This is a genomic window from Nocardiopsis sinuspersici, assembly GCF_001998325.1.
GTDB classification, from domain to species: Bacteria; Actinomycetota; Actinomycetes; order Streptosporangiales; family Streptosporangiaceae; genus Nocardiopsis; species Nocardiopsis sinuspersici.
Genome location: NZ_MCOK01000001.1, coordinates 5,629,075 through 5,654,663, shown reverse-complemented (window position 1 = coordinate 5,654,663; position 25,589 = coordinate 5,629,075). Strand labels below are relative to the sequence as shown.

The 25,589-nt window shown below is 72.8% G+C and carries 23 protein-coding genes; 15 read left to right on the top strand and 8 right to left on the bottom strand.

All coding sequences use genetic code 11. From position 1 onward, the window contains the following. Positions 1–204 precede the first annotated feature (204 nt). Genes NOSIN_RS24450 through mnhG form a run of 6 tightly spaced genes read left to right on the top strand, consistent with a single transcriptional unit; the run spans position 205 to position 7,054 of the window. Complete coding sequence (locus NOSIN_RS24450) at positions 205–3,156, top strand: Na+/H+ antiporter subunit A (RefSeq protein ID WP_077692985.1); 2,952 nt, start codon at positions 205–207, stop codon at positions 3,154–3,156. Next, the gene (locus NOSIN_RS24445) at positions 3,153–3,983 is read left to right on the top strand and encodes a Na(+)/H(+) antiporter subunit C (RefSeq protein ID WP_077692984.1); all 831 of its coding nucleotides are present in this window, start codon (positions 3,153–3,155) and stop codon (positions 3,981–3,983) included. The genes NOSIN_RS24450 and NOSIN_RS24445 overlap by 4 nt, the downstream gene beginning before the upstream one ends. Positions 3,984–3,985: 2 nt before the next feature. Beyond that, positions 3,986–5,644 (top strand): Na+/H+ antiporter subunit D, encoded by a 1,659-nt coding sequence (locus NOSIN_RS24440; protein ID WP_171986631.1) that lies wholly within the window; start codon positions 3,986–3,988, stop codon positions 5,642–5,644. Then, a complete protein-coding gene (locus NOSIN_RS24435; protein WP_077692982.1) occupies positions 5,641–6,276 on the top strand; it encodes a Na+/H+ antiporter subunit E in 636 nt (211 codons plus the stop codon). Before NOSIN_RS24440 ends, NOSIN_RS24435 begins: the two co-directional genes overlap by 4 nt. Next, positions 6,273–6,650 (top strand): monovalent cation/H+ antiporter complex subunit F, encoded by a 378-nt coding sequence (locus tag NOSIN_RS24430; RefSeq protein WP_077692981.1) that lies wholly within the window; start codon positions 6,273–6,275, stop codon positions 6,648–6,650. The genes NOSIN_RS24435 and NOSIN_RS24430 overlap by 4 nt, the downstream gene beginning before the upstream one ends. After that, a complete protein-coding gene (mnhG, locus tag NOSIN_RS24425) occupies positions 6,647–7,054 on the top strand; it encodes a monovalent cation/H(+) antiporter subunit G (protein ID WP_077692980.1) in 408 nt (135 codons plus the stop codon). Before NOSIN_RS24430 ends, mnhG begins: the two co-directional genes overlap by 4 nt. Positions 7,055–7,082: 28 nt before the next feature. Here mnhG and NOSIN_RS24420 read toward each other — a convergent pair whose 3' ends face one another. The 3 genes from NOSIN_RS24420 to NOSIN_RS24410 form a co-directional block, all read right to left on the bottom strand. Then, a complete protein-coding gene (locus NOSIN_RS24420; protein ID WP_077692979.1) occupies positions 7,083–7,472 on the bottom strand; it encodes a DUF779 domain-containing protein in 390 nt (129 codons plus the stop codon). Further along, positions 7,472–8,995: an acetaldehyde dehydrogenase ExaC gene (gene exaC / locus NOSIN_RS24415; protein WP_077692978.1), complete on the bottom strand. Its 1,524-nt coding sequence runs from the start codon at positions 8,993–8,995 to the stop codon at positions 7,472–7,474. Before exaC ends, NOSIN_RS24420 begins: the two co-directional genes overlap by 1 nt. 113 nt (positions 8,996–9,108) lie before the next feature. Then, entirely contained in the window at positions 9,109–10,440 is a 1,332-nt protein-coding gene (locus NOSIN_RS24410; protein WP_077692977.1) for a GAF domain-containing protein, read from the bottom strand. A gap of 234 nt (positions 10,441–10,674) precedes the next feature. On the opposite strand from NOSIN_RS24410, the gene NOSIN_RS24405 reads away from it, so the two are divergent. The 3 genes from NOSIN_RS24405 (at position 10,675) to NOSIN_RS24395 (ending at position 13,242) form a co-directional block, all read left to right on the top strand. Further along, a complete protein-coding gene (locus tag NOSIN_RS24405) occupies positions 10,675–11,292 on the top strand; it encodes a hypothetical protein (protein WP_077692976.1) in 618 nt (205 codons plus the stop codon). Between the two features lie 126 nt (positions 11,293–11,418). Next, the gene (locus NOSIN_RS24400; RefSeq protein ID WP_077692975.1) at positions 11,419–12,009 is read left to right on the top strand and encodes a TetR/AcrR family transcriptional regulator; all 591 of its coding nucleotides are present in this window, start codon (positions 11,419–11,421) and stop codon (positions 12,007–12,009) included. Between the two features lie 147 nt (positions 12,010–12,156). Further along, complete coding sequence (locus NOSIN_RS24395; protein ID WP_077692974.1) at positions 12,157–13,242, top strand: medium chain dehydrogenase/reductase family protein; 1,086 nt, start codon at positions 12,157–12,159, stop codon at positions 13,240–13,242. Positions 13,243–13,407: 165 nt separating this feature from the next. On the opposite strand, the gene NOSIN_RS24390 is transcribed toward NOSIN_RS24395, so the two are convergent. Beyond that, positions 13,408–14,970 carry a PucR family transcriptional regulator gene (locus NOSIN_RS24390; protein ID WP_077692973.1) on the bottom strand — a complete coding sequence of 521 codons (1,563 nt, stop codon included), beginning with the start codon at positions 14,968–14,970 and terminating at the stop codon, positions 13,408–13,410. Between the two features lie 191 nt (positions 14,971–15,161). Here NOSIN_RS24390 and NOSIN_RS24385 point away from each other — a divergent pair, with 191 nt between their 5' ends. Further along, on the top strand, positions 15,162–15,677 hold the full coding sequence (locus NOSIN_RS24385) for a GreA/GreB family elongation factor (protein WP_077692972.1): 516 nt from the start codon (positions 15,162–15,164) through the stop codon (positions 15,675–15,677). Positions 15,678–15,734: 57 nt separating this feature from the next. Here NOSIN_RS24385 and NOSIN_RS24380 read toward each other — a convergent pair whose 3' ends face one another. After that, positions 15,735–16,691, bottom strand: coding sequence for a hypothetical protein (locus tag NOSIN_RS24380; RefSeq protein WP_077692971.1), 957 nt, complete (start codon positions 16,689–16,691; stop codon positions 15,735–15,737). Between the two features lie 269 nt (positions 16,692–16,960). On the opposite strand from NOSIN_RS24380, the gene NOSIN_RS24375 reads away from it, so the two are divergent. Then, positions 16,961–18,142, top strand: a complete 1,182-nt coding sequence (locus tag NOSIN_RS24375) for a beta-1,3-glucanase family protein (RefSeq protein WP_077692970.1) — start codon at positions 16,961–16,963, stop codon at positions 18,140–18,142. 149 nt (positions 18,143–18,291) lie between these two features. Here NOSIN_RS24375 and NOSIN_RS24370 read toward each other — a convergent pair whose 3' ends face one another. After that, complete coding sequence (locus tag NOSIN_RS24370; protein ID WP_077692969.1) at positions 18,292–19,386, bottom strand: enoyl-CoA hydratase/isomerase family protein; 1,095 nt, start codon at positions 19,384–19,386, stop codon at positions 18,292–18,294. A gap of 272 nt (positions 19,387–19,658) precedes the next feature. Between NOSIN_RS24370 and NOSIN_RS24365 the strand changes: the two genes are divergently transcribed. Then, a complete protein-coding gene (locus NOSIN_RS24365) occupies positions 19,659–20,051 on the top strand; it encodes a nuclear transport factor 2 family protein (RefSeq protein WP_077692968.1) in 393 nt (130 codons plus the stop codon). 29 nt (positions 20,052–20,080) lie between these two features. Here the strand turns inward: NOSIN_RS24365 and NOSIN_RS24360 are convergent, their stop codons facing one another. Continuing rightward, complete coding sequence (locus NOSIN_RS24360) at positions 20,081–20,686, bottom strand: TetR/AcrR family transcriptional regulator (protein ID WP_077692967.1); 606 nt, start codon at positions 20,684–20,686, stop codon at positions 20,081–20,083. 458 nt (positions 20,687–21,144) lie between these two features. Here NOSIN_RS24360 and NOSIN_RS24355 point away from each other — a divergent pair, with 458 nt between their 5' ends. The 3 genes from NOSIN_RS24355 (at position 21,145) to NOSIN_RS24345 (ending at position 23,814) form a co-directional block, all read left to right on the top strand. After that, positions 21,145–22,248: a WD40/YVTN/BNR-like repeat-containing protein gene (locus NOSIN_RS24355; protein ID WP_077692966.1), complete on the top strand. Its 1,104-nt coding sequence runs from the start codon at positions 21,145–21,147 to the stop codon at positions 22,246–22,248. A 1-nt stretch (position 22,249) separates the two neighbouring features. Then, the gene (locus NOSIN_RS24350; RefSeq protein ID WP_077692965.1) at positions 22,250–22,534 is read left to right on the top strand and encodes a MoaD/ThiS family protein; all 285 of its coding nucleotides are present in this window, start codon (positions 22,250–22,252) and stop codon (positions 22,532–22,534) included. A 266-nt stretch (positions 22,535–22,800) separates the two neighbouring features. Then, positions 22,801–23,814 carry a zinc-binding dehydrogenase gene (locus NOSIN_RS24345; protein ID WP_077692964.1) on the top strand — a complete coding sequence of 338 codons (1,014 nt, stop codon included), beginning with the start codon at positions 22,801–22,803 and terminating at the stop codon, positions 23,812–23,814. Positions 23,815–23,946: 132 nt separating this feature from the next. On the opposite strand, the gene NOSIN_RS24340 is transcribed toward NOSIN_RS24345, so the two are convergent. Next, entirely contained in the window at positions 23,947–25,506 is a 1,560-nt protein-coding gene (locus NOSIN_RS24340; protein WP_375539652.1) for an SDR family NAD(P)-dependent oxidoreductase, read from the bottom strand. Between the last annotated feature and the right edge of the window lie 83 nt (positions 25,507–25,589).

Sequence of the window (25,589 nt, the reverse complement as noted above, 5' to 3'; positions counted from 1 at the left end):
GCGCGGTGGTTTGACGTTTGTGTAGTCTAGCTATTAGATAGCCTTTGCACGCAAATTCACATACATCCTTGCCCCCTCCGAACCGTAGCGACACCCCGCCCACTGATCCGGTCGTGGACGGGACGGACCGCTTCTGGGGGCAGTGGACGTCCGCCCGGGACCAGGGCGGGCCCGGGCCGGTCCGGGAGGGGCGCATTGACCACTGTGCTGATCGCGCATTTCGTCGCGGCTGCGATCGCGCCCTTACTGGTGCGCCAGTGGGGCCGCAACGCCTTCCTCGCGCTCGCCGTCGTCCCGGGCGCGTCCACCGTCTGGGCCCTCTTCCAGGTACCCGCCGTCCTGCGCGGGGAGACGCTCTCCTCCTCCATGCCCTGGGCCCCGGAGTTCTCGCTCCGCCTCGGCCTGTACCTGGACGGCCTGAGCCTGGTCATGACGCTCATCGCCGCGGGCGTGGGCGCTCTGATCCTGGTCTACTGCGCCCGCTACTTCGACGACTCCGAAGCCGGCCTCGGCCGCTTCGCCGGGGTGTTCGTCGCCTTCGCCGGGGCCATGCTCGGCCTCGTGCTGGCCGACGACCTCATCCAGCTCTTCGTGTACTGGGAGCTGACCACGGTCTTCTCCTACCTGCTCATCGGGCACAGCACCGAGCTCAAGGAGAGCCGGCGGTCGGCCATGACGGCCCTGACCGTCACCACCTTCGGCGGCCTGACGATGCTCGTCGGCATGGTCGTGCTCGGCCAGGCCGCCGGGACCTACGTCATCTCCGAGATCGTCGCCTCGCCGCCCAGCGGTACCGCGGTCAACGTCGCGCTCGTCCTGGTGATGGTCGGCGCGATGTCCAAGTCGGCCCTGCTGCCGTTCAGCCTGTGGCTCCCCGCCGCCATGCGCGCTCCCACGCCGGTCTCCGGCTACCTGCACGCCGCGGCGATGGTCAAGGCCGGCGTCTACCTGGTCGCCCGGCTCACCCCCGCCTTCCACGACGCCGTCGTCTGGCAGTACACGGCGCTGTTCTTCGGCACCCTCACGATGGTCCTGGCGGGCTGGAAGGCGCTGCGCCAGTTCGACCTCAAGCTCGTGCTGGCCTACGGCACCATCAGCCAGCTCGGCTTCCTCATCACGCTGCTGGGAGCGGGAACCCGGGCCGGCGCCCTGGCCGGGATCTCCATGCTCGTCGCGCACTCGCTGTTCAAGGCGCCGCTGTTCCTCGTGACCGGCGTCATCGACCACGGCACCGGCACGCGCGACCTGCGCGAGCTCTCCGGTCTGCGCACATCCATGCCGGGGTCCTTCTGGACGGCGATCGTGGCCTCGGCCTCGATGGCGGGCCTGCCGCCCACCCTCGGGTTCGCCGCCAAGGAACTGGCCTTCGGCGCCTTCGCCCACGGCGACGGCGTCGACACCGCGGTCCTGGTCGGCATCACGTCGGGCAGCGTCCTCACCGTCGCCTACACCCTGCGCTTCCTGTGGGGCGCCTTCTCCGACAAGCAGGACGTCTCGCCCACGCCGGTCCACTCCCCCGGCCCGCTCTTCCAGGCCCCCGCCATGGTCATGGCCGGACTCGGACTCCTGGGCGGCCTGCTCTCAAGCCTGCTCGACCCCCTCCTCGCCGTGTACGCGGACACCGTTCCCGCCACCCCCGGCAAGGAGGAGAAGCACCTGGCCCTGTGGCACGGCCTCGAACTCCCGCTGCTGCTGTCGGCGGTGTGCGTCGTCGGCGGCCTGGCCATGTTCGGCCTCCGCCACCAGATCGTGTGGGCGGGGACCCGGACGGCGCTGCCCGACCCCAACCGGGTCTACCGCCGCATGCTCGCCTGGCTGGAGAACCTGGCCCTTCAGGTCACCGGCGGCACCCAGCGCGGTTCGCTGCCCATCTACCTCGGCACGATCCTGGTCGCCCTGGTCATCGCCGCCGGATGGTGGATGGTCAGCGGCCGGATCTGGAACGGCGACTACCCGCGGCTGCGCCTGTGGGACTCCCCCGTGCAGATCATCCCCGCCCTGATCGTCATCGTCACCGCCCTGTTCACGCTGTACGTGCGGCGCCGCCTGTTCGCGGTGGTCCTCGTCGGCACCAGCGGCTACGGCATCGCCACCCTCTTCTACGTGATGGGCGCTCCCGACATCGCGCTCACCCAGTTCCTCGTGGAGACCGTCAGCCTGGTGGTCTTCGTACTGGTGCTGCGCCGCTTTCCGCCCCGCTTCTCGGCACCCGCCCTACGCGGCCGCCGGGTGTGGAACCTGGCCCTGGGACTGGCCACCGGCGTCGTGGTCTCCTCGATGACCTGGTACGCCCTGGCGGGCCGCCGGGAGCCGTCCATCTCGGAGGGATACCCGGCCGCGGCGAAGGAGGCGGGCGGCGAGAACATCGTCTCCGTCCTGCTGCTCGACATCCGCGCCTGGGACACCATGGGCGAGATCTCGGTGCTCGCCGCCGCGGCCGCCGGCGTGGCCAGCCTGCTGTTCGTGCGCCGCCGCGCCCAGCCCCGCAAGGCCCCGGGCGGCGTGATGGCCCTGTCGGTCACCCAGCCCCCCGAACCCGACGTCGGCCAGGACAAGGCCGACCTCGGCGGGGTCCGGATCGCACCGCAGAACATGCACCTCAAGCCCCGGTGGCAGCACTCCTGGCTACCGGGCGCCGACGCCCTGCCCACCGAGCGCCGGTCGGTCATCTTCGAGGTCGTCTCGCGCTTCCTCTTCCCGGTGGTCATGGTGATCTCGGTGTACCTGCTGCTGACCGGACACGGCTCGGTCGGCGGCGGCTTCGCGGGCGGCATCGTCGCGGGCCTGGCGTTCACCGTCCGCTACCTCGCCGGGGGCCGTTTCGAGCTGTACGCCAGCGCTTGGATCCAGCCGGGCGCGCTGATCGGCGCCGGCCTGGCCGTGGCCACCGGCACAGCGCTGGGCGGCGCGGTCTTCGGCACCAACGTCCTGGCGGGCGGCCACGCCTACATCGACCTCTGGATCCTGGGCACGGCCCACGTCACGGTCTCCATGATCTTCGACATCGGCGTGTACCTGCTGGTCATCGGACTGATCCTGGACATCCTGCGCAGTCTCGGAGCACGTATCGACGAGCAGATCGAGCGGGACGCCGCACCCGGGGCGGCGGAGGACCGGAGCGAGGCACCAGGAGTCTCCGAGGAGGTCATCTCGTGAACGAGTCACCCAGTCTGCTCGTCGTCATCGTCGTCGGCGTCCTCGTCGCGGTGGGCGTCGTGCTCCTGCTGGAGCGCAGCCTCACCCGCGTACTCCTCGGCTTCATCATGCTGAGCAACGGCGTCAACCTGATGATCCTGGCCATGGCGGGCGAGCCGGGCGGGCCGCCGATCCTGTGGCTCACGGAACCCGAGAACATGACCGACCCGCTGCCGCAGGCGATGATCCTGACCGCGCTCGTCATCACCCTCGGCATCACCGCCTTCCTGCTGGCCATGGCCTACCGGAGCTGGCAGTTGGAGGGCAACGACGAGGTACAGGACGACATCGAGGACCTGCGCATCTTCCAGGGCGAGGGCCGGCGCGCCGTGCGCCAGCGCTTCCAGAAGGAGCGGCGCAGGCTCCAGGCCGACATCCGCCGCCAGCGCGCCGAGCTCCAGGCGACCATCGCCGTCGCCGACGCCCAGGAACTGGCCGAGCAGGCGCGTATCAAGGCCGAGATCGCCAGGGCACGGGCCGAGCTGGCCCGCTACGAACTGGAGGCCGAGGACAACGACCCCGACGAGAAGTCCCAGGAGACCATGCGCCGCCTGAACGACCGAGCGGAGAGCATGACCGCCCAGGTCCAGGAGCTGCGCGGCCGGATCCGGCAGGGGCGGAAGCGGCTGCGCGAGCACCGGCGGGCCGACCGCGCCGCCGAGCGCGAACTGTGGCGCGAACTGCGACGCCGCGTCCGCTCGCAGCGGCGCCAGGCGCGCCAGACCATGCGGGCCGAGCGCGAGCGCCTGGCCCGTGCCGAGGACAGCGACCTGCAAGGGAGCGAGTGACCATGGGTGTGGAAGACCTCGCCGGGATCCTGCACTACCTCATCCCCCTGCCCGTGGTGCTCCCGCTGTTCACGGCCGGCGTCAAGCTGGCCCTCGGCATCCGCCGGCCCCGGCTACAGCAGTGGCTGAGCGTCATCTCGCTGGCCCTGGTCCTGGTCATCGGCCTGGTCCTGATGCTGGGTGTGCACGAGTTCGGTCCGCTGGCCGTGCAGGTGGGCGGCTGGGAGGCGCCGATCGGCATCACCCTGGTGGCCGACCGGCTGTCCGCGCTGCTGGTGACGGTGTCGGCGGCGATCACGCTGGCCGTGCTGGTGTACTCCATCGGCCAGGGCATGGTGGGCAAGGCCGAGGTGGCGCCCCTGTCGGTGTACCAGCCGACCTACCTGATCCTGGTGGCGGGCGTGTCCAACGCCTTCCTGGCCGGCGACCTGTTCAACCTGTACGTCGGGTTCGAGATCCTGCTGACCGCCAGCTACGTACTGCTGACCCTGGGCGGCACGCAGTCCCGTATGCGGGCGGGCGCCACCTACGTCGTGGTGTCGCTGGTGTCGTCGGTGCTGTTCCTGATCGCCATCGCGCTGGTCTTCGGCGCCACCGGCACGGTGAACATGGCCCACCTCGGCGAGCGGCTGCCGGAGCTGTCCACCGACCTCAGGGCCACCCTGCAGATCGTGCTGCTGTTCGCCTTCGGCATCAAGGCGGCGGTGTTCCCGCTGGCCGCCTGGCTGCCCGACTCCTACCCGACGGCGCCTGCGCCGGTCACCGCGGTGTTCGCGGGTCTGCTCACCAAGGTGGGCGTGTACGCGATCATCCGCACGCAGACCCTGCTGTTCCCCGGCGAGCAGCTCAACGGCCTGCTGATGTGCGTGGCGCTGGCGACCATGATCATGGGCATCCTGGGCGCGGTCGCGCAGACCGACATCAAGCGTCTGCTGTCGTTCACGCTGATCAGCCACATCGGGTACATGATCTTCGGCGTGGCCCTGGGCAGCGATCAGGGTATGGCGGGCGCGGTGTTCTACATCGCGCACCACATCACGGTGCAGACCACGCTGTTCCTGGTCACGGGCCTCATCGAGCGCCGGGGCGGGTCCACGTCCCTGGACCACCTGGGCGGCCTGGGGCGGATCGCGCCGGTGCTGGCGGTCCTGTTCTTCATCCCGGCGATGAGCCTGGGCGGCATCCCGCCGCTGTCGGGCTTCCTCGGCAAGATCGGCCTGATACAGGCCGGTGTGGCCGCGGGCACGCCGCTCGCCTACACCCTGGTGGGGACGTCGGTGCTCACGAGCCTGCTGACCCTGTACGTCATCGCCCGGGTGTGGAACTACGCGTTCTGGCGGAGACCGTCCGAGGGCATGGTGGCCGAGCCCGGTACCGTGCTGGAGGACGTCGAGGCCGACGACACCTCCACCGCGGCGCTCGGTCCCGGCGAGGCGGTCGGACCGTCCTCCCGGCTGAGGGACACCACGACCGCGGCCACGACGGTGGTCACGTCGGTGGTCCTGCCGAAGAGCATGGTCGGCGCCACGGTGGCGCTGGTGGCGTTCAGCGTCGCCCTGACGGTGTTCGCGGGGCCGCTGATCGAGTACTCCTACGACGCGGCCGTGGAACTCCAGGCGCGCACCCTCTACATCGAGGCCGTTCTCGGAGGCGACCGATGACCAGACCGCGGAAGAGGAAGAGGGCCGGCCTGACCGCGCTGCGCAGGCGCGTGGGCAAGGTGCAGGTCCCGGTCGCGCTCGGCATGACCCTGGTGTGGATGCTGCTCTTCAAGGGCTTCCAGCCACGCTGGGAGTCGCTGGGCCTGCTGGTCCTGGGCTTCCTGGTGTCGGTACTGATCATGGTGCTGTTCCCGATGCCGCCGATCACCCCGATGCCCCGCTTCCATCCGGTGCACCTGGTCCGGCTGGTCCTGTACGTGCTCGCCGAGATGGTCGTGGCCAGCTTCCAGGTGACCGTGATCATCTTCACCCGCCGACAGGCGCCCAGCTCGGTGGTGGCGGTGCGGATGCGTACCGATTCGGACCTGACGATGGTGTGCACCGCGATCGCCGCCTCGATCATCCCCGGCACCCTGATCGTCGAGGTCAACCGGTCCGAGCGCGTCCTGTACGTGCACATGCTGGGCGTGGGCGACGACGAGGCCGTCGAGCGGGGCCGACGGGACATCTGGAAGCTGGAGAGGCGGTTCGTGATGGCCCTGGGCACCCACGAGGACATCGCCGCGCTGCGGGCCGGCGGTCCCGAGGCGCTGGATGAGCAGGAGACGCGCGAGGGAGGGGAGAGGCCGTGAACGCTCTGTGGACCGCCATCGGCGTCATGCTCGGGGTGGCGGCGCTGCTGGGCATGATCCGGATGCTGATGGGTCCGAGCGTCCTGGACCGGGCGCTGTCCGTGGACGTGCTGATCGCCTCGGCGCTGACCGGTACGGGGGCCTACGCCGCCTTCCACCGCGACCCCACGGTGCTGCCGACCCTGCTGGTGCTGTCCCTGCTGGGCTTCGTCGGTTCGGTCAGCATCGCCAAGTTCGTCGCCCGGCGCACGCTTCAGGAGCGCTCCTCCACGACGACCAGCGTGCACCCGGTCTCCACGGCGACCGACCCGCATCCGGCCCCGGCCGCACCCACCGACACCGCCCCCGAGCCGGAGAAGGGGGAGAACCCGTGAACGAGACGCTCGGCGCCGTCCTGGACTGGGTGGCGATCCTGTGCATCCTGGCCGGGGCCATGCTCTCCCTGGTGGCCGGGGTGGGGCTGATCCGCCTGCCCGACCTTCTCTCGCGCATGCACGCCGCCGCCAAGCCCCAGGTGCTGGGGCTGGTGCTGGTGCTGGTGGGGATCGACATCCGGCTCATCCCCGTGGAGACCAACGTGTTCAACGTCGGGACGCTGGTACTGGTGGCGCTCTTCCAGATGGCGACCATCCCGGTGGCGGGACACATCACCGCCCGGGTGGGCTATCGGACCGGACGCATCGAAGAGGGCCTGATGGCGCGCGACGAGCTCGCCGAGCGCCTGGAGGCCGACGAGGCCGCCGCCGGGGACAGGGGCGGGGACGGCGCGGCCCGGTAGGCGCTCGGCGCCCGCGCGGCGGGAGGCCTCAGGGGCTCCCGGCCCCGTCGTCGTCCATCAGTCTGGAGCGGATGAGGAACCGGTTGCCGGTCGGCGCCTCCAGGGAGAAGCCCGAGCCCCGTCCCGGGACCACGTCGATGGTCAGGTGGGTGTGGCTCCACAGCTCGAACTGCGAGCGTGACATCCACACCGGCACCGGCTCGGGCGCGCCCACGTCCAGGTCGCCCAGGTGGACGTCCGACCCGCCGACGCGGAACTCCCCCGCCGGGTAGCACATCGGTGAGCTGCCGTCGCAGCATCCGCCGGACTGGTGGAACATGAGCGGCCCGTGCTCGTCGCGCAGCAGGCGGAGCAGGGCGGCCGCCGCGTCGGTGACGGCCACCCTCTCCACCTCCGCGCCTTCGGCGGCGGAGTCCATCAGAACAGCCCCAGTGCCTCGTCGGAGTAGCTGACCAGGAGGTTCTTGGTCTGCTGGTAGTGGTCGAGCATCATCTTGTGGTTCTCGCGGCCGATCCCGGACTGCTTGTACCCGCCGAAGGCGGCGTGCGCCGGGTAGGCGTGGTAGTTGTTCACCCACACGCGGCCCGCCTGGATGTCGCGGCCCGCGCGGTAGGCGGTGTTGCCGTCGCGCGACCACACGCCCGCCCCCAGCCCGTACAGGGTGTCGTTGGCGATCTTGAGGGCGTCGTCGTAGTCGTCGAAGCGGGCCACCGACACCACCGGGCCGAAGATCTCCTCCTGGAAGATCCGCATGCTGTTCTGGCCCTCGAAGACGGTCGGGGCGACGTAGTAGCCGCCGGACAGGTCGCCGCCGAGGTCGACCCGCTCCCCGCCGGTGAGCACCCCGGCCCCCTCCTGGCGGCCGATGTCGATGTAGGACAGGATCTTCTCCAGCTGGTCGTTGCTGGCCTGGGCCCCGAGCATGGTGTCGGTGTCCAACGGGTCGCCCTGCCGGATCCGGCCGACCCGTTCGAGGGCGTCGCCCATGAAGCGGTCGTAGACGGCGTCCTGCACCAGGGCACGGGAGGGGCAGGTGCACACCTCGCCCTGGTTGAGGGCGAAGAGGGTGAAACCCTCCAGCGCCTTGTCGTAGAAGGCGTCGTCGGCCGCGGCGACGTCGGAGAAGAAGATGTTGGGGCTCTTGCCGCCCAGTTCCAGGGTGACCGGGATGAGGTTCTCCGACGCGTACTGCATGATGAGGCGCCCGGTGGTGGTCTCACCGGTGAAGGCGACCTTGCCCACGCGCGGGCTGCTGGCGAGCGGCTTGCCCGCCTCCGCGCCGAAGCCGTTGACCACGTTGAGCACGCCGGGCGGCAGCAGGTCGGCGACCAGCTCGGCGAGGAGAAGGATCGAGGCCGGGGTCTGCTCGGCGGGCTTGAGCACGACCGCGTTCCCGGCGGCCAGCGCGGGCGCGAGCTTCCAGGTGGCCATGAGCAGCGGGAAGTTCCACGGGATGATCTGGCCGACCACCCCCAGTGGCTCCTGGAAGTGGTAGGCGACGGTATCGCCGTCGATCTGGGAGTTGTACCCCTCCTGGGCGCGGATGGCCCCGGCGAAGTAGCGGAAGTGGTCCACGGCCAGCGGCAGGTCGGCGGCCAGGCACTCACGGACGGGCTTGCCGTTCTCCCAGGACTCGGCGACGGCGAGCCTCTCCAGGTTCTCCTCGATGCGGTCGGCGACGCGGTTGAGGACCAGGGCCCGCTCGGCGGCGGAGGTGCGTCCCCAGGCGGGTGCGGCGCCGTGTGCGGCGTCCAGGGCCAGTTCGACGTCCTCCGCGCCGCTGCGGGCCACCTCGGTGAAGGTGCGGCCGGTGACGGGGGTCGGGTTCTCGAAGTAGCGGCCCCTGACCGGCTTGACCCATTCGCCGCCGATCCAGTTGTCGTAGCGGGGGGCGTACTCGACGACGCTGCCCGGCCGGCCCGGGGGTGCGTAGATCGCCATGTCGGTCTCCTTGCTTCGCGTGGCACCGGTCGTGGGACCGGAAAGCCGCTTCCGGGAAGTGGAGTGTGACGCTAGCCACACCGACGTTGCGACCACGTTGCGAGCAGAAGGCCTCAGTCGCCGAGCCAGCGCAGCCTGCCCCGCAGGGCGGCGTGGCGGGGCGAGCCGGGGGCGAGGGCGGGCAGCACGGCCGCCAGGACACGGGGGTCGTCGCGCCACTCGGGGTGCTCGGCCCAGTCCATGAGCACGTCCGGCGCGGCCCCGGCTCCGAGGACCTCGCACACCTCGGCCTGGAGTTCACCGCGCGCCTCCGCCACTCCGGGAGCCTCCGAGCGGGGCAGGACCGGCCCCGCGTAGGACTCCAGCGCCCGTCGGTACGAGCCCTCGGACAGGTGGCGGCGCACCTCGTCGATGTCGGTGGCCAGTGGACGGCACAACCGGTAGGGGCGGGAGGCGAGCAGGCCGGGACCGAGCAGGCGGCGCAGGCGGGACATCTCGGCGCGGACGGTGACCGGGGAGGCGTCCCGCTCGTGCAGCCGTGCGCCGAGCGCGTCGCCGGTCAGGCCGCGCGGGCTGCGGGCGAGCAGGAGCAGGATCTCGGAGTGGCGGATGCTCAGGTCGCGGGAGCGGCCGTCCAGGGTGATCCGGGCGCTGTCACGGCCCAGTACGCGGAGCCGGGCGCCGCCGGCGGACTCCCGCGGCGCGGGCGGCCCGCCGCCCTCGCCCGGGTCCGGCGGCGCGGCCCCGTCCCGGGGCGGGCGGCGGGGCGTGGGCAGCCGGCCGCTGATGCGCAGGGCGCGCAGCTCCATCTCGGCCGCGGTGGCGGCGGTGCGGGCCAGCGCCAGGGCCTGCGGCGAGGCGAGGTGGCTGTCACCGGTGAGGTCGAGGACGCCGAGGAGGGCGCCGGTGTCGGGATCGTGCAGGGGCGCCGCCGAACAGCTCCAGTGCTGCACGCCCCGGGCGAAGTGCTCGCTGGCGAAGACCTGGACCTCGTGGTCGAGGGCGAGCGCGACGCCGGGCGCGTTGGTCCCGACCGAGCGCTCGTGCCAGTCGGCGCCCTCCACGAAGCACATGGCCTCGGCGCGGCGGCGCAGCCCGCGGTCGCCCTCCACCCACAGCAGGCGGCCCGAGGCGTCGCCGACCGCGACGATCTGGGGGCCGGGCGCGGTGTCGACGAGCAGGTGCCGCAGCAGCGGCATGACGAAGGCCAGCGGATGCGCGTCGCGGTAGTCGTACAGGGTGGGGCCGGTGAGCTCGACCCGGGGCAGGGTGGTGTCTGGGTCCACGCCGTGCAGGGCGCTGCGCAGCCAGGAGTCGCCGACGACGGGACGGACCGGGCCGCTGACACGGCCGGAGTCGGTGAAGCGCTCGTGCGCGACCGCCACGTCCCGGCGCACGGCCTCGGGGTCGGTGTCCCACGACCACGCGTTCCAGGCCCCGGACATGTGCGCCTCCCCTCCGCCGGGACGGCGGCGGACCGTGCCGGCGGACCGCCCCGAACCTGATTGAATCCGTGTCCACCTCCGCTGACAAGGGGTTCGGGCGGATCGGGCCGCGTTTCCCCCCGGGGCCGCGCGAACCGCCACCGCCTCCGCGGCGTCCCACCGGAGCGGATCCGTACAGGATCCGCCCGCAAGACTCCCCCGTCCGGGGACACGTCCGATCCGCTGGAGACTCCCGTGTCCGCTCACCCCCCGTTCCCCCCTCCCCGGGTCGACGCCCGGGAGCTGAGCCCCGGGCGCTTCTGGTACGTCCTGGGCGCCGGGTTCGTCGCGCTCGGACTCCTGGTGGGGACGGCCGTCTTCATCGCCATGGTGTACCGGACCGCTGGGGTACCCGGCTTCGACGCCCGGCTCCGGGGGGCCGGCGAGGCGGTGTTCACCGCCGACGGGGAGTTCCCCCGTATCGGGCTGTACTCCAGCCCCGCGGGCGCGGACGGGAGCGCCTGCTCGCTCGTCCTGCCCGGCGGTGAGGAGAGGGCCTTCGAACCGCCCCCCTACAAGCACACCGTCCAGGGCGGCGACGGGGAGTGGTCGCTCGTAGGGGCACACCCCGGGGCTGCGGGCGAGCACACGCTGGTGTGCGACGGCGCCCCGGGGACGGTCTACGCGGTCGCCGGGCTACAGGGCGGTTCGCGGTTCTTCGGAGACCTCCTGACCGCGCTGGCCTCGTTCGTCGGGATCCCCCTCGCGGGGCTGCTGGTGGGTGCGCCGATCCTCGTCACCACGGGCGTGCGCCGCAGCCGGCACAGGAAGCGGCTGCTCGGCGAGCGCGCACGGCACCCGTACAGGCCCTGACACGTCCCCGGCCCTCCCACCGCCGCCCTCGCCTTCCCTGCCTTCTCCGTACTGGTCGAGCCCTCCGCCGGGAGATCCCTCCTTCGGGGCTTGACTTTTCCTCTTTGTGAGTGTGTACTCACACACATGAGCACCACAGAAGCGCCCCGTTCCAACGCCGAAGCCCGGCGCGCGGCCATCCTGGCCCAGGCCGTCCCCGTGTTCGCGCGGACCGGCTACCACGCCACCCCGGTCACCGAGATCGCCGACGCCGCCGGGATCTCCCAGGCCTACGTGTTCCGGCTGTTCCGCAGCAAGCTGGGCCTGTTCACGGCGGCGCTGGAGCGGTGCTTCGACCTCATCGGGACGGCGCTGCGCCAGGGCGCCCGGAGCGCCGCCGAGGCGCCGACCGCCCAGGTCCTGGAGGCGATGGGCGACGCCTACGCCGACCTCATCGCCGACCGCGACCTGCTCATGCTCCAGGTCCACGCCCAGAGCGCCGCCGACATCCCCGAGGTGCGCGAGGCCCTGAGGCGCGGCTACGCCGGGGTGGTCACCCTCGCGCACGAGTTGTCCGGCGGCACCCGGGACCAGGTGCAGCACTTCGTCGCCATGGGCATGCTGTGCCACCTGGTCACCGCCCTGGACCTGGACGAGGTCGACGCTCCATGGACGCGCACGCTCACCCAGGGCCTGCGCCACGTCCCCAAGCCGCCCGCGGGGAGGTCGGGACCGTGAACGGGCCCGCCGGGCGCCGGACCGCCCCGACCCCGCCGACCGCCACCTCGCTCGCCGCCCGGAGCTGATCCGCGCACCACCGCGCCGCTCCGGGCGTTCTTCGGCCTCTTTTTGTAAGTGACTACTCACAAACTAAGGAGAAACGCCATGACACAGCAGCACCCTCCCGCCCGACAGGGCCGACCGGCCGGCGGCTCCGCCCGAGGCGCCGTCGAGGTCGTCCTCCCCGGCGTCGTGGCCGCCGACGGCCTGGAGGTCCGCCGCCGTCCGCTCGACCCGCCCGGCCGCGGGCAGGCGCTCGTCCGCATGGAGGCCACCGGGGTCTCCTTCGCCGAGCAGCAGATGCGCCGGGGCAAGTACTTCGACCAGCCGCCGTTCCCGTTCGTCCCCGGATACGACCTCGTCGGCACGGTGGAGGAGGCGGGGCCGGGGGTCGACCCCGCGCTGGTCGGCGGGCGCGTCGCCGCGCTCACCAAGACCGGCGGTTGGGCCAGCCGGGTCCTCCTGGCGGCCGCCGACCTGGTTCCCGTGCCCGAGGGCGTCGACGCGGCCGACGCCGAGGCCGTGGTGGTCAACGGCGTCACCGCGTACCGGATGCTGCACCGGCTGGCCCGGGTCCGCGCCGGTGACACGGTCGTCGTGCTCGGGGCCAACGGCGGTGTGGGAACGGTCCTCGTGCGACTGGCCCGGCACGCGGGCGTCCGCGTCATCGGCACGTCCTCCGCCCGCCACACCGAGGCCGTGCGCGCCCTCGGCGCCCTTGCCCTCGACCGTGCGGACCCCGGCCTGCACGCCAGGATCCGCGACCTGGCCCCGGACGGCGTGCGCGCGGTCTTCGACCACGTGGGCGGACCCGGCATCGTCGACTCCTTCCGGCACGTGGCCCGGGGCGGCACCCTGGTCTCCTACGGCACGGCCTCCACGCGCGACCTGCCCGGTGACCCGCGCGTTCCCGTGCTGGCCCTGTTCGCCCGCCTGCTGCTGTGGAACGCGCTGCCCAACGGACGCGGTGCGCACTTCTTCAACCTGTGGGCGGGCCACCGCCGCACGGGCCGCTACCGGGAACTGCTGGCGAAGGACCTGGGCGCCGTCCTGGGCCTTCTCGCCGAGGGGGTGGTCACGCCGCGGGTGGCCGCGCGGATACCGCTCAGCGAGGCGGGCGCGGCGATGGAGCTGGCGGAGTCGGGTGGCGTGGTGGGCAAGGTGGTGCTCGTCCCCGACGAGGAGGAGTGAGGGAGCCGGCCCGCGCGCGGCCCCGTCGCACAGAGCGCGAAGGACACCCCGGCCAGGACCGCGCCGGGCGTACGGGGCGCCCCGCCCGGGTCACACCGGCTCACGCGAGGCGTCCCCGCCGGTCTCACACCGGTCATATGGAGCACACGGGGCGCCCCGCCCGGGTCACACCGCGGCCGCTCCCTCGTCCGGGCCGTCCACCAGGGCGGCCAGCGCGACCGTCATCGCCACGCGGGCCTCCGGGTCGTGCAGCCGCAGATCCGCGACCGCGCCCATCCGGCGCAACCGGTACCGCACCGTGTTCGGGTGCAGGCCCAGGGACTCCGCGGCCCGGCCCAGGTCCCCGTGCGCGTAGAGCCAGGTGCGGAGCGTACGCACGTGGTCCGTGCCGTGCTCGGCGTCATGCCGCGCCAGGTCCGCCACCGGGTTCCGGACGGGCAGGCGGCCGCTCTCGGCCACCAGCCGCAGACGGCGCAGCAGCACGAGGTGCCATGCGTCGTCGTAGACGATCGCGTCGGCCCCCTCCGGCTCCCGGCCGTGCAGCGTCAGGCACTCGTCCGCCTCCTGCCGGCTCGCGGGCAGGCCCGAGACGTCGGCGACACCGCCCACGCCGGCGACGAGGCCGGGGGATCCGGGCAGGCCGCGCAGCGCGGAGCGCGCCCACTCCACCGCGGGGGCGGGATCGCTCCCGCAGGGCAGCACCGTGTACACGGTGGTTCCCAGCAGCGTGCTGCGCCCCGGACGCGACCACCCGAAACCGGTGGTGACCTGCTCGAACAGGTGCAGGACCGCGGCCTCGGGCTCGCGGCGGGCGCGGGCCTGGAAGGCGACCACCCGCAGCCCGTCGGCGAGCAGGCCGATCCGTCCGGCCGTCTGCGCCGGGTCGGCCGGCCCCTCCAGGAGGTCGATCACCGACTCCGACTCGACCTGCCGCTCCAGGTCGCTGCTCACCCGGGCCCTCAACATGTGCAGGCCGACCGTGTACGCGCCCTCGCGCAGCGCCCGCGACCGCTCCGCGTCCAGCGGCGCCGCACACGCCACCCACAGCGATCCCAGGAGCTCGCGCCCCACCCGGATGGGCACGGCGGTGCGCCCGCCCATGCCGAGCGCGGGCACCCCCGGAACGAACCGGGGCTCGGTGGACGCCGCCAGCCGGGTGAACACCCCGTCCGCGCCGAGCCGCTCCCGGACGGCCTCCGGCACCCGCCGGTCCACGAGGGTGTCGCGCCGCACCGGGTCGGTGCCGCCCTGGGAGGCGGAGTAGGCGATCACCCGGGACGCGCGGTCCTCGATGGTAACGGGCCCGCCCGTCTCGGAGGCGATGGTGTCGGCGAGTGCGAACAGGTCGCTGGGGCCGCGCCCGGCCTCGGTCTCGCGCCCCTCCAGCACCAGCCCGTAGACGACACCGGATATCTGGCTCCACGACACCGCGGGGTCCACGGTGAGCAGGGCGGGGCCGCTCTCCCGGAGGCGCTCACGCACCTCGTCGCCGGGCTCGTCGGCGGACCGGACGATGACGACGGTCGCGCGGGCCCGTTCGGCGAGGCGCACGGCCTCGGCCGCCGAGTCCACGCCGACCGCGAGGAACGCGTCGCCCAGGAACAGCACGTCGTCGGTGGGGTCGTGCATGGCCACGCTGCGCAGCTCCCGGCGGCGCAGCGGCTCCGGGCCGAACAGCCGGGCACCGTATCCGCCCAGGACGTTGACGAGGCGGTCGAGGTGGATCACGTTTCCCCTTCCCCTGACAGGGGTGTTGTCCTGTTTCCACAAAGAACGGTCGGTTGATTGTCGTCCGAGGATAACGCCCGGCACCGCGGTCGTGGACACACTCGTTATGAGTGGCAACACCCCCGGCCCTCGCTGTGCTCGCCCGCCCGCGGTCCGGTCCGCGGGCGGCCTGTGAAGACAAGGAACGTCCCATGGCGAAGACCACCGACCGATGGATGACCCGGGAGGCCCACGAGCGGCTCCTGGAGGAACTCCGGGCACTGCGCTCGCTGCCCGACGGCGATCCGGGAGGGTCGGACGGGGGCGCGGGGGACACACTCCCCGCGCCCCGCTACATTCACGACCCCGCCGTGCGGCAGGCCCGCGTGCAGACCATCGAGAGGCTGCTCAGCGAGGCCGTGGTGGAGGAGGCCGCGCCCGACGACGGGATCGCCTCCCCCGGCAAGGTGCTCACCATCCGCTACGACGGCGAGGCGGAGACCGAGGAGTTCCTGCTCGGAGTCCGGGACGCGTCCGTGGCGGACCGGATGACCGTGTACTCCCCCGACTCCCCGCTGGGCGCGTCGCTGCTGGGAGCCCGCCGGGGTGAGCGGCGCACGTTCACCGCGCCGCGCGGCGCGGTCATCGGGGTCACCCTCGTGAACGCGCAGCCCTACCGGAGCGCCGCCGCGCACCGAACCGGCCGCACCGGTCCGGCGGAGCACTGACCCGGCCGTGCGGTGGCCCGGCTCCGAGGCCGGGCCACCGCCTCGGGAGGGCCCGCCTCAGAGGGCCGCGGAGGCCGCTCCGGGCCCGGTGCCCGGGTACCGGGTCGCGGTGGGCGGGGACGTCGCACCGTCCCCGCGCAGGATGTCCGCGGTCCGGCGCAGGTCCGCGACCGCGTCGGCCTCCAGCACCACCAGGCGCCACACCAGCGCGATCGTGTTCGCCAGTTCCGCCAGGTCCTCCAGGTCCCGGAAATCGTCGCCCTGCGACTCCTCGGCCTCGGCGTCCACCTCCACCTCCATCGTCACCCACCAGCGGCCGTCCACCTCCGTGACCGGCGACAGGAGGAGCACGGACCCGTGCCCCTGCACGCGAGAGCGCAGGCGGACGGGCGGCGGGCCGGGGATCCCGCGCAGGCGGAACCACCACGCCTCGGCGTCCACCTCCACCTCCATCTCCACCGCCGTCCCGTCGTCGTGCGCGCCGTCCGGCCCGTGCGCCTCGTACGCGAACACCAGGCCCGCGAACCCGCCCGCGCCGCCGCGCAGCTCCAGGCGCGCGGTGCCCCCTCCCCCGTCCGGTCCGTCGTCGACGAGCCCGGCCGTCAGCAGGGTCGTGCCCGCGGGGTCCCACGCCCGCACGGACACCTCGGTCCCCACTCCCTCCGGGGCGGGACCGGTGAGCCGGTAGACGGCCCCCGCACGGCAGTGCTCACCGCCCACGAGGCGCACGTCCGCCCCGGCTCCGTCCGCCGGAGGCGTGTGCGGGCCGCCGAACTCCCCGTCGAGGAGGTCGTGCTCGGCCTCCTCCCATATCCGCCTCTCGGCGTCGGCCCCGTCCACGAGTTCCAGGGCCCGCCAGATGTCCAGACCGGCGAACTCCTCCCGCCGGGGAAGGAGGACCCGCCCCTCCTCGACCCGCAGGCCGGCGGCGGCCCCGTGCAGGGCGGAGGCGACGTCCGCCAGCCAGGCGGGGGACACGGCGGGGACGACGAAGTCGTGGCGTAGGCGGATCATGGGGCTCCTGTCAGACGGGGGTTCGGTGGAGGTTCGACGCGCCCGGTGCCGCCGTGGTTGCGCCGCCCACGCCGAAGGAGGCCCGGAAGCCTCCGCCCGAGAGGCCCTCCCCACCGCTCGCGCGCCCCGCGGATGAACTGGATCACACAGACCCACCGTCACCACGAGAAACATCCGCCCCCGAAAACACATGCTGTTACACCGGTTGACGTGAGCGTCACTAAATGATCACTTAGTTTCCAGTCTCTACCCGCTATGAAGGAGACCACGTGATCAACCGCAGACTCTTCCTCGGAGGGGCCTCCCTGGCCGCCGGGGTCCCCCTGCTCGGTGCCTGCTCCCCGTCCGCCACCCAGACCTCGCTCCAGTCGAACACGAGCGGCGGCGCCAACCCGGGGGCACTCCCCGTCAGCATCGCCAACGAGACGGGTCGCTACTCCGACGGCGAGGTCCTCGTCTACGTCGTCGGCACCGACCTGACCACCGGCGGCCACTGCTGGGTGGACTCCGACGGGACACCGCACCCCGTCAGCGTGGACGACAACACCGACGGCGGATACGCCGACTACTCGATCCCGCTCGACGCCCTGCCCGCCGACATGAGCCTGCCCTACATGTCCGGGCGGATCTACGTCGCGCTCGGCGGCAAGCTCGGCATCCGCATCGTCATCGACGGCAACGGCAAGCCCGCCCTCCAGCTCCCCGCGGGCTGGGTGGAGAGCGACCACGGGTACGGCGTACTGCACGACTCGGTCGAGTTCACCCACAACGAGGACGGGATGTTCTGCAACACCAGCATGGTGGACCAGTTCAGCGTCCCGATCGGTATCCGGCTCACCGGCGACGCCGACCAGACCACCGGCACGTTCGTGCCCGGCGGGCGCGCCGCCGTGTTCGAGACCCTCGCCGCGGACCCCGTCTTCTCGTCGCTCGTCGTCGACGACCTGCGGGTGATCGCGCCCGGGCACGGGCTCGACGCCGGACTGTTCCCCACCGACTACTACGACCCCTACATCGACGCGGTCTGGTCCCACTACACCGCCAACGACCTGCGGGTCACCACCAACGCGGGAACCTTCACCGGAAGGGTGCAGGGCGACCGGTTCGTGTTCGACGGCGGGGTGTCCCCCATCTCACGGCCCTCGACCAGGGACGTCCTCTTCTGCGACGGCAACCTGGCCGCCCCCAACGACGGGCTCACCGGCCCGGTCGCGGCCATCCTTGGCGCCGCCCTCAACCGGTCCACCCTGCTGACCTCCGCCGAGCAGCCCACCAGCGACCCCGACACCTTCTACCTCGCGGAGGTCACCAACCGCTACGCCGGGGTCTTCCACGAGCACACCGTGGACGGCAAGGCGTACGGGTTCGCCTTCGACGACGTGGCCGGTTTCGCGTCCTACATCCAGGACCACGGCCCCGCCGAACTCGACATCACCCTGACGGCCTTCTAGGCACCCGTTCCGCCGAACCGGTCGCCGGGGACCCGTCCGCCGCGTGTGGGGTGCGGTCCGGGGACCCTCCGGCCCTGCGGACCGGGGTGGGGCGGGCGCCGCCGTGCCCTGCGGCACGGCGGCGCCCGTCTCCGTCTCCGCCGCCGTCCTCAGAGGTCGGCCAGGCCGAGCGGGCCGTCCGGAGCCGGGGCGAAGTGGCGGGCCACGTCGTCGTCGGTGACCGCCTCCAGGGTGTCGGGCACCCACTTGGGGGAGCGGTCCTTGTCGACCACCTGCGCCCGGATGCCCTCCACCAGGTCGGGCGAGGCCAGGGCCGCACAGGAGACCCGGTACTCCTGTTCCAGGACGGCCGCCAGGCCGGGCAGGCCGCGGGCGCGGCGCAGCGCGGCCAGGGTCACCTTGACCGAGGTCGGCGACTTGCGCGCGACGGTCTCGGCGGCCAGGGCGGCCTCCGGGTCGCCGTGGTCGCGCAGCCGGGACACGACCTCCTCGGCCGTCCCGGCGGAGTAACAGGCGTCGATCCAGTGCCGCCGGGCCTCGATTTCCGGTGCGGGTGCGGGCTCGGCGAACCGGGCCACCGCCTCGTCGATCCCGTCCGCGGTGGTCCCGGCGAGCGCCGCGGTGAGGTCGGCCAGCCGGCCCGAGGGCACGAAGTGGTCGGCCAGGCCCAGGTACACGGCGTCGCCCGCGCCGACCGGCTCGGCGGTGAGCGCCAGGTGGGTGCCGGTCTCCCCGGGCGCCCGGGACAGCAGGAAGGTGCCGCCGACGTCGGGCACGAACCCGATGGTGGTCTCGGGCATGCCGACCAGGGAGCGCTCGGTGACGACGCGGACCGAGCCGTGCGCGGACACGCCCACGCCACCGCCCATGACCACACCGTCCATGAGGGCGACGTAGGGCTTGGCGTAGCGGTCGACGTGCGCGTTGAGGAGGTACTCGTCGCGCCAGAACGCGGCCGCCCGCCAGCTCCCGTCCCGGGCGCTGGACCGGATCGCGCGGATGTCGCCGCCCGCGCACAGCCCGCGCTCCCCCGCGCCGTCGAGAAGGACCGCGGAGACCGCGTCGTCGTCCTCCCAGGCGGTGAGCGCCTCCCGGACGCGGCCCACCATGGCGTGGTCGAGGGCGTTGATGGCACGCGGCCGGTTCAGGGTGAGGCGTCCCAGGTGTCCCTCGACACGGACCAGGACCTTGTCCCCGTCCTCTGGCACGGCCCGTCCGTGGGCGGTGGTGGGACTCGTGGCCACGCTGTCTCCCTCCAGGTCGAAGGCCCCCGCGGTCGGCGCGGGCGCAGGTCGCCGACGATCCTCCCAGTGCCGCCCCCGGCGGGGTCGCCCGCCCCGGGAGAAGCGGCGGCGTCCGCCGCGGAGGATACCGGGGCGGGAGGGGGCGCCGCGCTCCGTGCGGACCGGCGCGGCCGGGTAGGGCTTCCGTGAGGCACTCCCGGGCGCGCCCGGGTACCGGCCTTCCGTGGGACCATACGGCCGATCACGGGAACGACGGCGAGGGGAGCCCGAGCATGGACGAGCACAGGGACGACACGCGCTGGGCCCCGGTCCGGGACTGGCACACGGCGGTGAACGGACGCGACCTGACGGCCGCCAGGGCCGTCGTCGACCCCAGCGTCAGGATCGGCGGCCCCAAGGGCTCCGCCCGGGGCGTGGAGGTCCTCCTGGACTGGATCCGCGGGTCCGGGATCCGCCTCGTACCGGTCGCCTGGCACGACGTCGACGACGAACGCGTCGTGGTCGAGCAGGACGCCACGTGGCCCGACCGCGCCGACTCCGGCCCGGACGAGGCCCCGCGGCGCACGGCGACCCTCTTCGAGGTGCGCCACGGCCTCGTCACCGCCGTGCTCCGCTACGACGAGGGCGTGGACACGGCCCTCGAAGCGGCGCGGCGGACCCGCTGAACGGCACGGACCCGCCGCCGCCGTCGCGGTCAGGAGACCGTCTTCCCTCCGATGGTGCGCAGCAGGCCGTAGGTCTCGTCCAGCCGGACGGGGAAGGCCTCGGGGTTGTCCGCCAACCGCATGGCGGTGAGCTCGCAGGCCATGGCGGTGTTGGCGGCGAGCACGGCGACGTTCTCGGCCGCGCCCGCCTCCACCAGCGCGCCGGCCAGCCTGGCGGCCCGCCGCTGCCGGGTGAGGAGGTAGCGGGAGCGCAGGTCGCTGCTCTCGCGGAGCAGGCGTGCCAGGACGGCCGAGTGCGCGGGCGAGAGCGCGGTGTGCGGCCTGGTGGCGGCGTCCGCGTCCCTGAGCAGGTCGACCGCGGTGCACAGGTCGTCGCCCAGCGGTCGGGGCGCCCTCTCCCCTATGTGGGCGCACATGCGGTCGGCCTCGACTTCCTCGTCGGCGAACAGCACCTGTTGTTTGTCGCCGAAGTACCTGAAGAAGGTGGTCCTGCCGACTTCGGCACGCTCGGCGATCGCGGCGACCGTGACGTTGTCGAATCCGTGTTCGGCGAAGAGCTGGAAGGCTGCTGACACGATCATGGCCCGGGCCTTGCGGCGTTTGCGTGCGTGGAGCGTGTCCGGGGGGTGGTGCATGAGGCGACCCTATCGAGTGGGGACCCGGTTCTCGCTGGTACTCAGGACCATATTGGGACGGTAGTCCTGAAACGCGCCATGGGAACCGGGATAGCGGGAAGTCGTCTGCCCTGTTCGTGGTGGGGAACGCGGCCGGTGGGCACAGGACGGTCCCACACGGGCGCACCGGTCGGCCCGGAATTTTATTGCAGAGGAGCCCTCTCCTGACAACCGCCTTCCACTTCGCGGTGAACACCTGCCGAGAAAGTGGTTCCCCCCTCACGGAAGATATGCCTTCGGCGGGCACACCATTTCCGGTCGGCGTTCATTGAACATCTTCCTGGAAACCTTTCAGGTTCCTAACTATTAACCTTCCCGAGCGACCGGAACCCGTGTCTCCCACCGTGTCGGCGCGCACTCCGTCGAATGTCGGTGCCCTGTGTCACAGTGAAATCCTCCTTCCCACACTGGAGTCGGTCGTGGCATACCTCCTGGTCATCGGTACACGTAAGGGGCTCTTCACGGCCCGAAACGAGGATCGGCGCGAGTGGGAGGTGAGCGGCCCCCACCGGCTCGACGCCGCGGACTACGCCAGCATGGGCGCCGTGTACGCGGTCGGGATCGACCCGCACAGCGGTCGTGTCCTGGCCGGGGCGGAGAGCTCCCACTTCGGGCCGAGCGTCTGGTACAGCGACGACCTGGGGCTGAGCTGGCACGAGCCCGCCTCCGCGCCCATCGCCTTCCCCGAGGACACCGACGCCTCCCTCGTCCGCGCCTGGCAGTTCGCCTTCGGCGACGACCCCGGGACCGTGTACGCGGGGGTGGAGCCGCACGCCCTGTTCCGGTCCTCCGACGGAGGGATGAGCTTCGAGCTCGTCCGCGCCCTGTGGGACCACCCCCACCGCGCCGACTGGTACCCCGGCGCGGGCGGCGGCGCGATCCACACGGTCCTGCCCGGGATCCTGGGCTCCGGTGAGCGCTCCCCGGACGCCATGACGGTGGCCATGTCCACCGGCGGCGTCTACCAGACCCGTGACGGCGGAGCCGGCTGGGCTCCGGCCAACCGGGGGATCTCGGCGGTGTTCCTGCCCGACGAGGAGCCCGAGTACGGGCAGTGCGTGCACAAGGTGGCCGCCGGGCCGAACGGCGTGCTCTACGCCCAGAACCACCACGGGGTGTACCGCAGCGAGGATCCCGCCGGACAGGGGTGGACCGCCGTGGAGAAGGGCCTGCCCACCGACTTCGGGTTCGCGATGGTCGCCCACCCGAGGCGGCCGGAGACGGCGCTCAACTTCCCCGTGGTCAGCCAGGAGGTGCACCTGCCGCCCGACCACCGGCTGGGGGTGTACCGGACCGACGACGGGGGCGGCAGCTGGCGGCCGTTCACCCGGGGCCTCCCGCAGGACCCCTACTTCGGGATCGTGCTGCGCGACGGCGCCTGCACCGACGGCGCGGACGAGCCCGGGTTCTACTTCGGCACGCGTACCGGCGACGTCTACGCCGCCACCGACGGCGGGGAGGGCTGGCACCAGGTGGCCGGACACCTGCCCGACGTGCTGTGCGTCCGCGCCACGGAGGTGTGACATGCGGGTGACGGTACATCTGCCGGGGCTGCTGCGCGCGGACGCCGACGGCTCCGCCCACGTCCCGCTGGAGGTCGACGACGGCACCGCGCTGGACGGGGTGCTGGACGCGCTCACCGCCCGGTACCCGGGCCTGGACCGGCGTATCCGCGACGAGCGGGGACGGCTGCGCCGCTACGTCAACGTGTTCGTGGACGAGGACGAGTGCCGCACGGTGGGCGGGCTGGCCGCGCCGCTCCACGACGGCGCTGACGTGCGCGTGCTCCCGTCGGTGGCGGGCGGCTGACGGGTCGTCGGCGCCGGCCGCGGGTGGGCCGGGCCCGGGCGGCGGCGTGCCACGGCCGTGGATCCGAAGGGGCGGCCGTGGAACCCCCGGCTCCTGGTCGGCGGGCCCGTCCTCGGTCCGGCCCCGCGGGGGTCCGGAGGGGCTGAGGGGTATCGGTCACTTGACCGGAATCCGGCCCTCGTCCCAAGTGTCGGCTTCGTTCGAGGTCGTCCTCCCCCGATGATGACCATGAGGAACCTTCGACGAGAGCGGATGTGAGGATCTCCATGGCCACGATGCGTGCGGCCCGGCTCAACGTGAGGACCCGGACCCTGGAGCTCAAGGACGTCCCCAGACCCGTCCCCGGCCGCGGCCAGGTCCTGGTCCGGGTGAAGGCGGCGGGGGTGTGCCTGTCCGACGTGCACCTGATCGACGGCACCCTCAAACCGCTCTACCTGGAGGGCGACGAGGTCACCCTGGGGCACGAGGTGTCCGGTGTGGTGGAGGAGATCGGACCCGACGTCATGGACCCCGAGGTGGGCGACCGGGTGATCCTCCAGGCGGGGCAGACCGACCGTTCCGGGAAGGTGCTCACCCGGGGCGTGGACTACGACGGCGGATGGGCCGAGTACGCGCTCGCCGACGAGGAGACCCTCGTGCCGATCCCCGACGACCTGCCCTTCGACCAGGCGGCGATCATCCCCGACGCCGTGTCCACACCGTGGGCGGCGGTCACGTCCACCGCCGACGTCGGAGCGGCCGAGGCCGTCGCCGTGTGGGGCGTGGGCGGCCTGGGCGCGCACGCGGTGAAGCTGCTGCGCCTGGTGGGCGCGGCTCCGATCATCGCCGCCGACCCGGACCCCCAGGCCCGAAAGCGCGCGCTCGCCTTCGGCGCCGACGTGGCCCTGGACCCGGCCGGCTCGGACTTCCTGTCGACGGTCGGTGAGATGACCGGTGGGCAGGGGCTCAACGTCGCCTTCGACTTCGCCGGTGTCCCGACCGTGCGCGAACAGGCCCTCCGGGTGCTCGGGGAGCACGGCCGCCTGGTGCTCGTCGGCCTGACCGACAAGCCGCTGGAGGTCAGGGACGGTACGCGTTTCAGCTACCTGCAACAGCAGATCCTCGGCCACTACGGTTCCGAGCCCGAGCACGTCGTCCAGTTGGTGGAGCTGGTCAACGCGGGCCGCGTGGACTTCGCCAGCTCGATCAGCGGCACCCTCAGCCTGGAGGAGGCGCCGATGGCGGTCGAGCAGTTGGAGAAGCGGACCGGCTCCCCGATCCGGCTCGTGCTCGAACCCTAGCCGTGGGCCTCCGTCGCCCCGGCCCCTCGCCCTCCCGGCGGCGGGGCCGGGTGACCTCCCGGCCCCTCGCCGAGTGGTGTGTGGTCCTGGACGCCCTGGCCGCCGCCGTCCCGGGGCGGGACCCGCTCCGGCCTACCAGTCGGCGGGGGCGTAGTCCTTCAGGAAGCACCCGTGCAGGTCCTCCCCCAGCTCACCCCGCACGATGGGGTCGTACACGCGCGCGGCCCCGTCCTCCAGGTCCAGCGGCGCGTGGAACCCGGCCTCGGCCAGCCGCTCCTTGTCCGGATGCGGCCGCTCGTCGGTGATCCACCCGGTGTCCACGCTGGTCACCAGGATGCCGTCGGACTCCAGCATCTCCTGGGCGCTGGTGCGGGTGAGCATGTTCAGGGCGGCCTTGGCCATGTTCGTGTGGGGATGCCCCGCGCCCTTGTAGCCGCGCCCGAACACCCCCTCCATCGCCGACACGTTCACGACGTAGGTACGGCGTGCGGGGGACGCGGCCAGGGCCGGACGCAACCGGTCCACCAGCAGGAACGGCGCGCTCACGTTGCACAGCTGCACCTCCAGCATCTCGACGGGGTCGATCTCACCGACCCGCTGCGTCCAGCTGTTCACCGGCGCGAGGTCGGGGACCAGTCCGCCCGCGTCGATCGCCGTCCCGGCGCGCACCCTCTCCATCGACGCCGCACCCGTGGTCAGCGCCAACGACGTGAGCATCCGCGGGGTGAACGTGTGCCGCGCCAGGGTGGGCGCACCCGTGTCGGAGCCAGCGTCCGTACCCGCCTCCGAGGCGGCTCCGCCCACGCTCCCGGCCGGGGCGTCCTCCAGCACGCGCGGACGCACACCGCCCAGGACCAGCGGCTCCGGCAGGCCCTCCCCCGTCAGCGGTTCGGCCTCGGCCTCCAGCAGCGGGCCGTACGAGGCCGGCGCCCTGCGCACCGTCTGCGCGGCGTTGTTGACGAGGATGTCCAGCGGTCCCTGCTCCGCCACCGAGTCGGCCAGGCGCACCACCTGGGCGGGGTCGCGCAGGTCGACGCCCACCACCCGCAGCCGGTGCAGCCACTCGGCGCTGTCCGGCATCGCGGCGAAACGGCGCACCGCGTCGTTGGGGAACCGTGTGGTGATGGTGGTGTGCGCACCGTCCCGCAACAGCCGGAGGGCGATGTACATGCCGATCTTCGCGCGGCCGCCGGTGAGCAGGGCCCGCCGCCCGGTCAGGTCGGTACGGGCGGCCCGGCGCTCCCTGTTGAACGCCGCGCACGTCGGGCACAGCTGGTGGTAGAAGGCGTCGACCTCCCGGTACCTCTCCTTGCAGACGTAGCAGGGCCGGGCCTTGCGCAGCACTCCCGCGAGGGCGCCGCCGCTCCCGCTGGTGAGGGCGCGGCCGCTGGTCTCGTCGTCGATCCGGTCGGGCGCCGCGGTGGCGGTGGCCGCGAACACGGCCTGGTCGTGGGCCTTGCGCCTGGCCTGGCGCTCCTTGCGGCGCTGTTCCTTGACCCTCTTGAACAGCCCGGCGGTGGCCCGTTGCAGGGCCACCGAGTCCGGGTGGTCGCTGGGGAGGCCGCCCGCGCGGGAGAGCACGTCCAGGCACACGGCCAACCGGTCGGGGTCGATGCCCTCCGCCGGCTCCGACCGCGTCCCCATCGGGTCCGCCGGGGTTTCCCGCTGTGTCCCCTGGTCCGTTTCCGTCATCGTGTCCGTCACCACTCCGCCGCCGCGTCGCCGCCACACCGCTGCCGCCGTCCTCACCCGGTGTCCCGGTTCGCCCGGCGAAC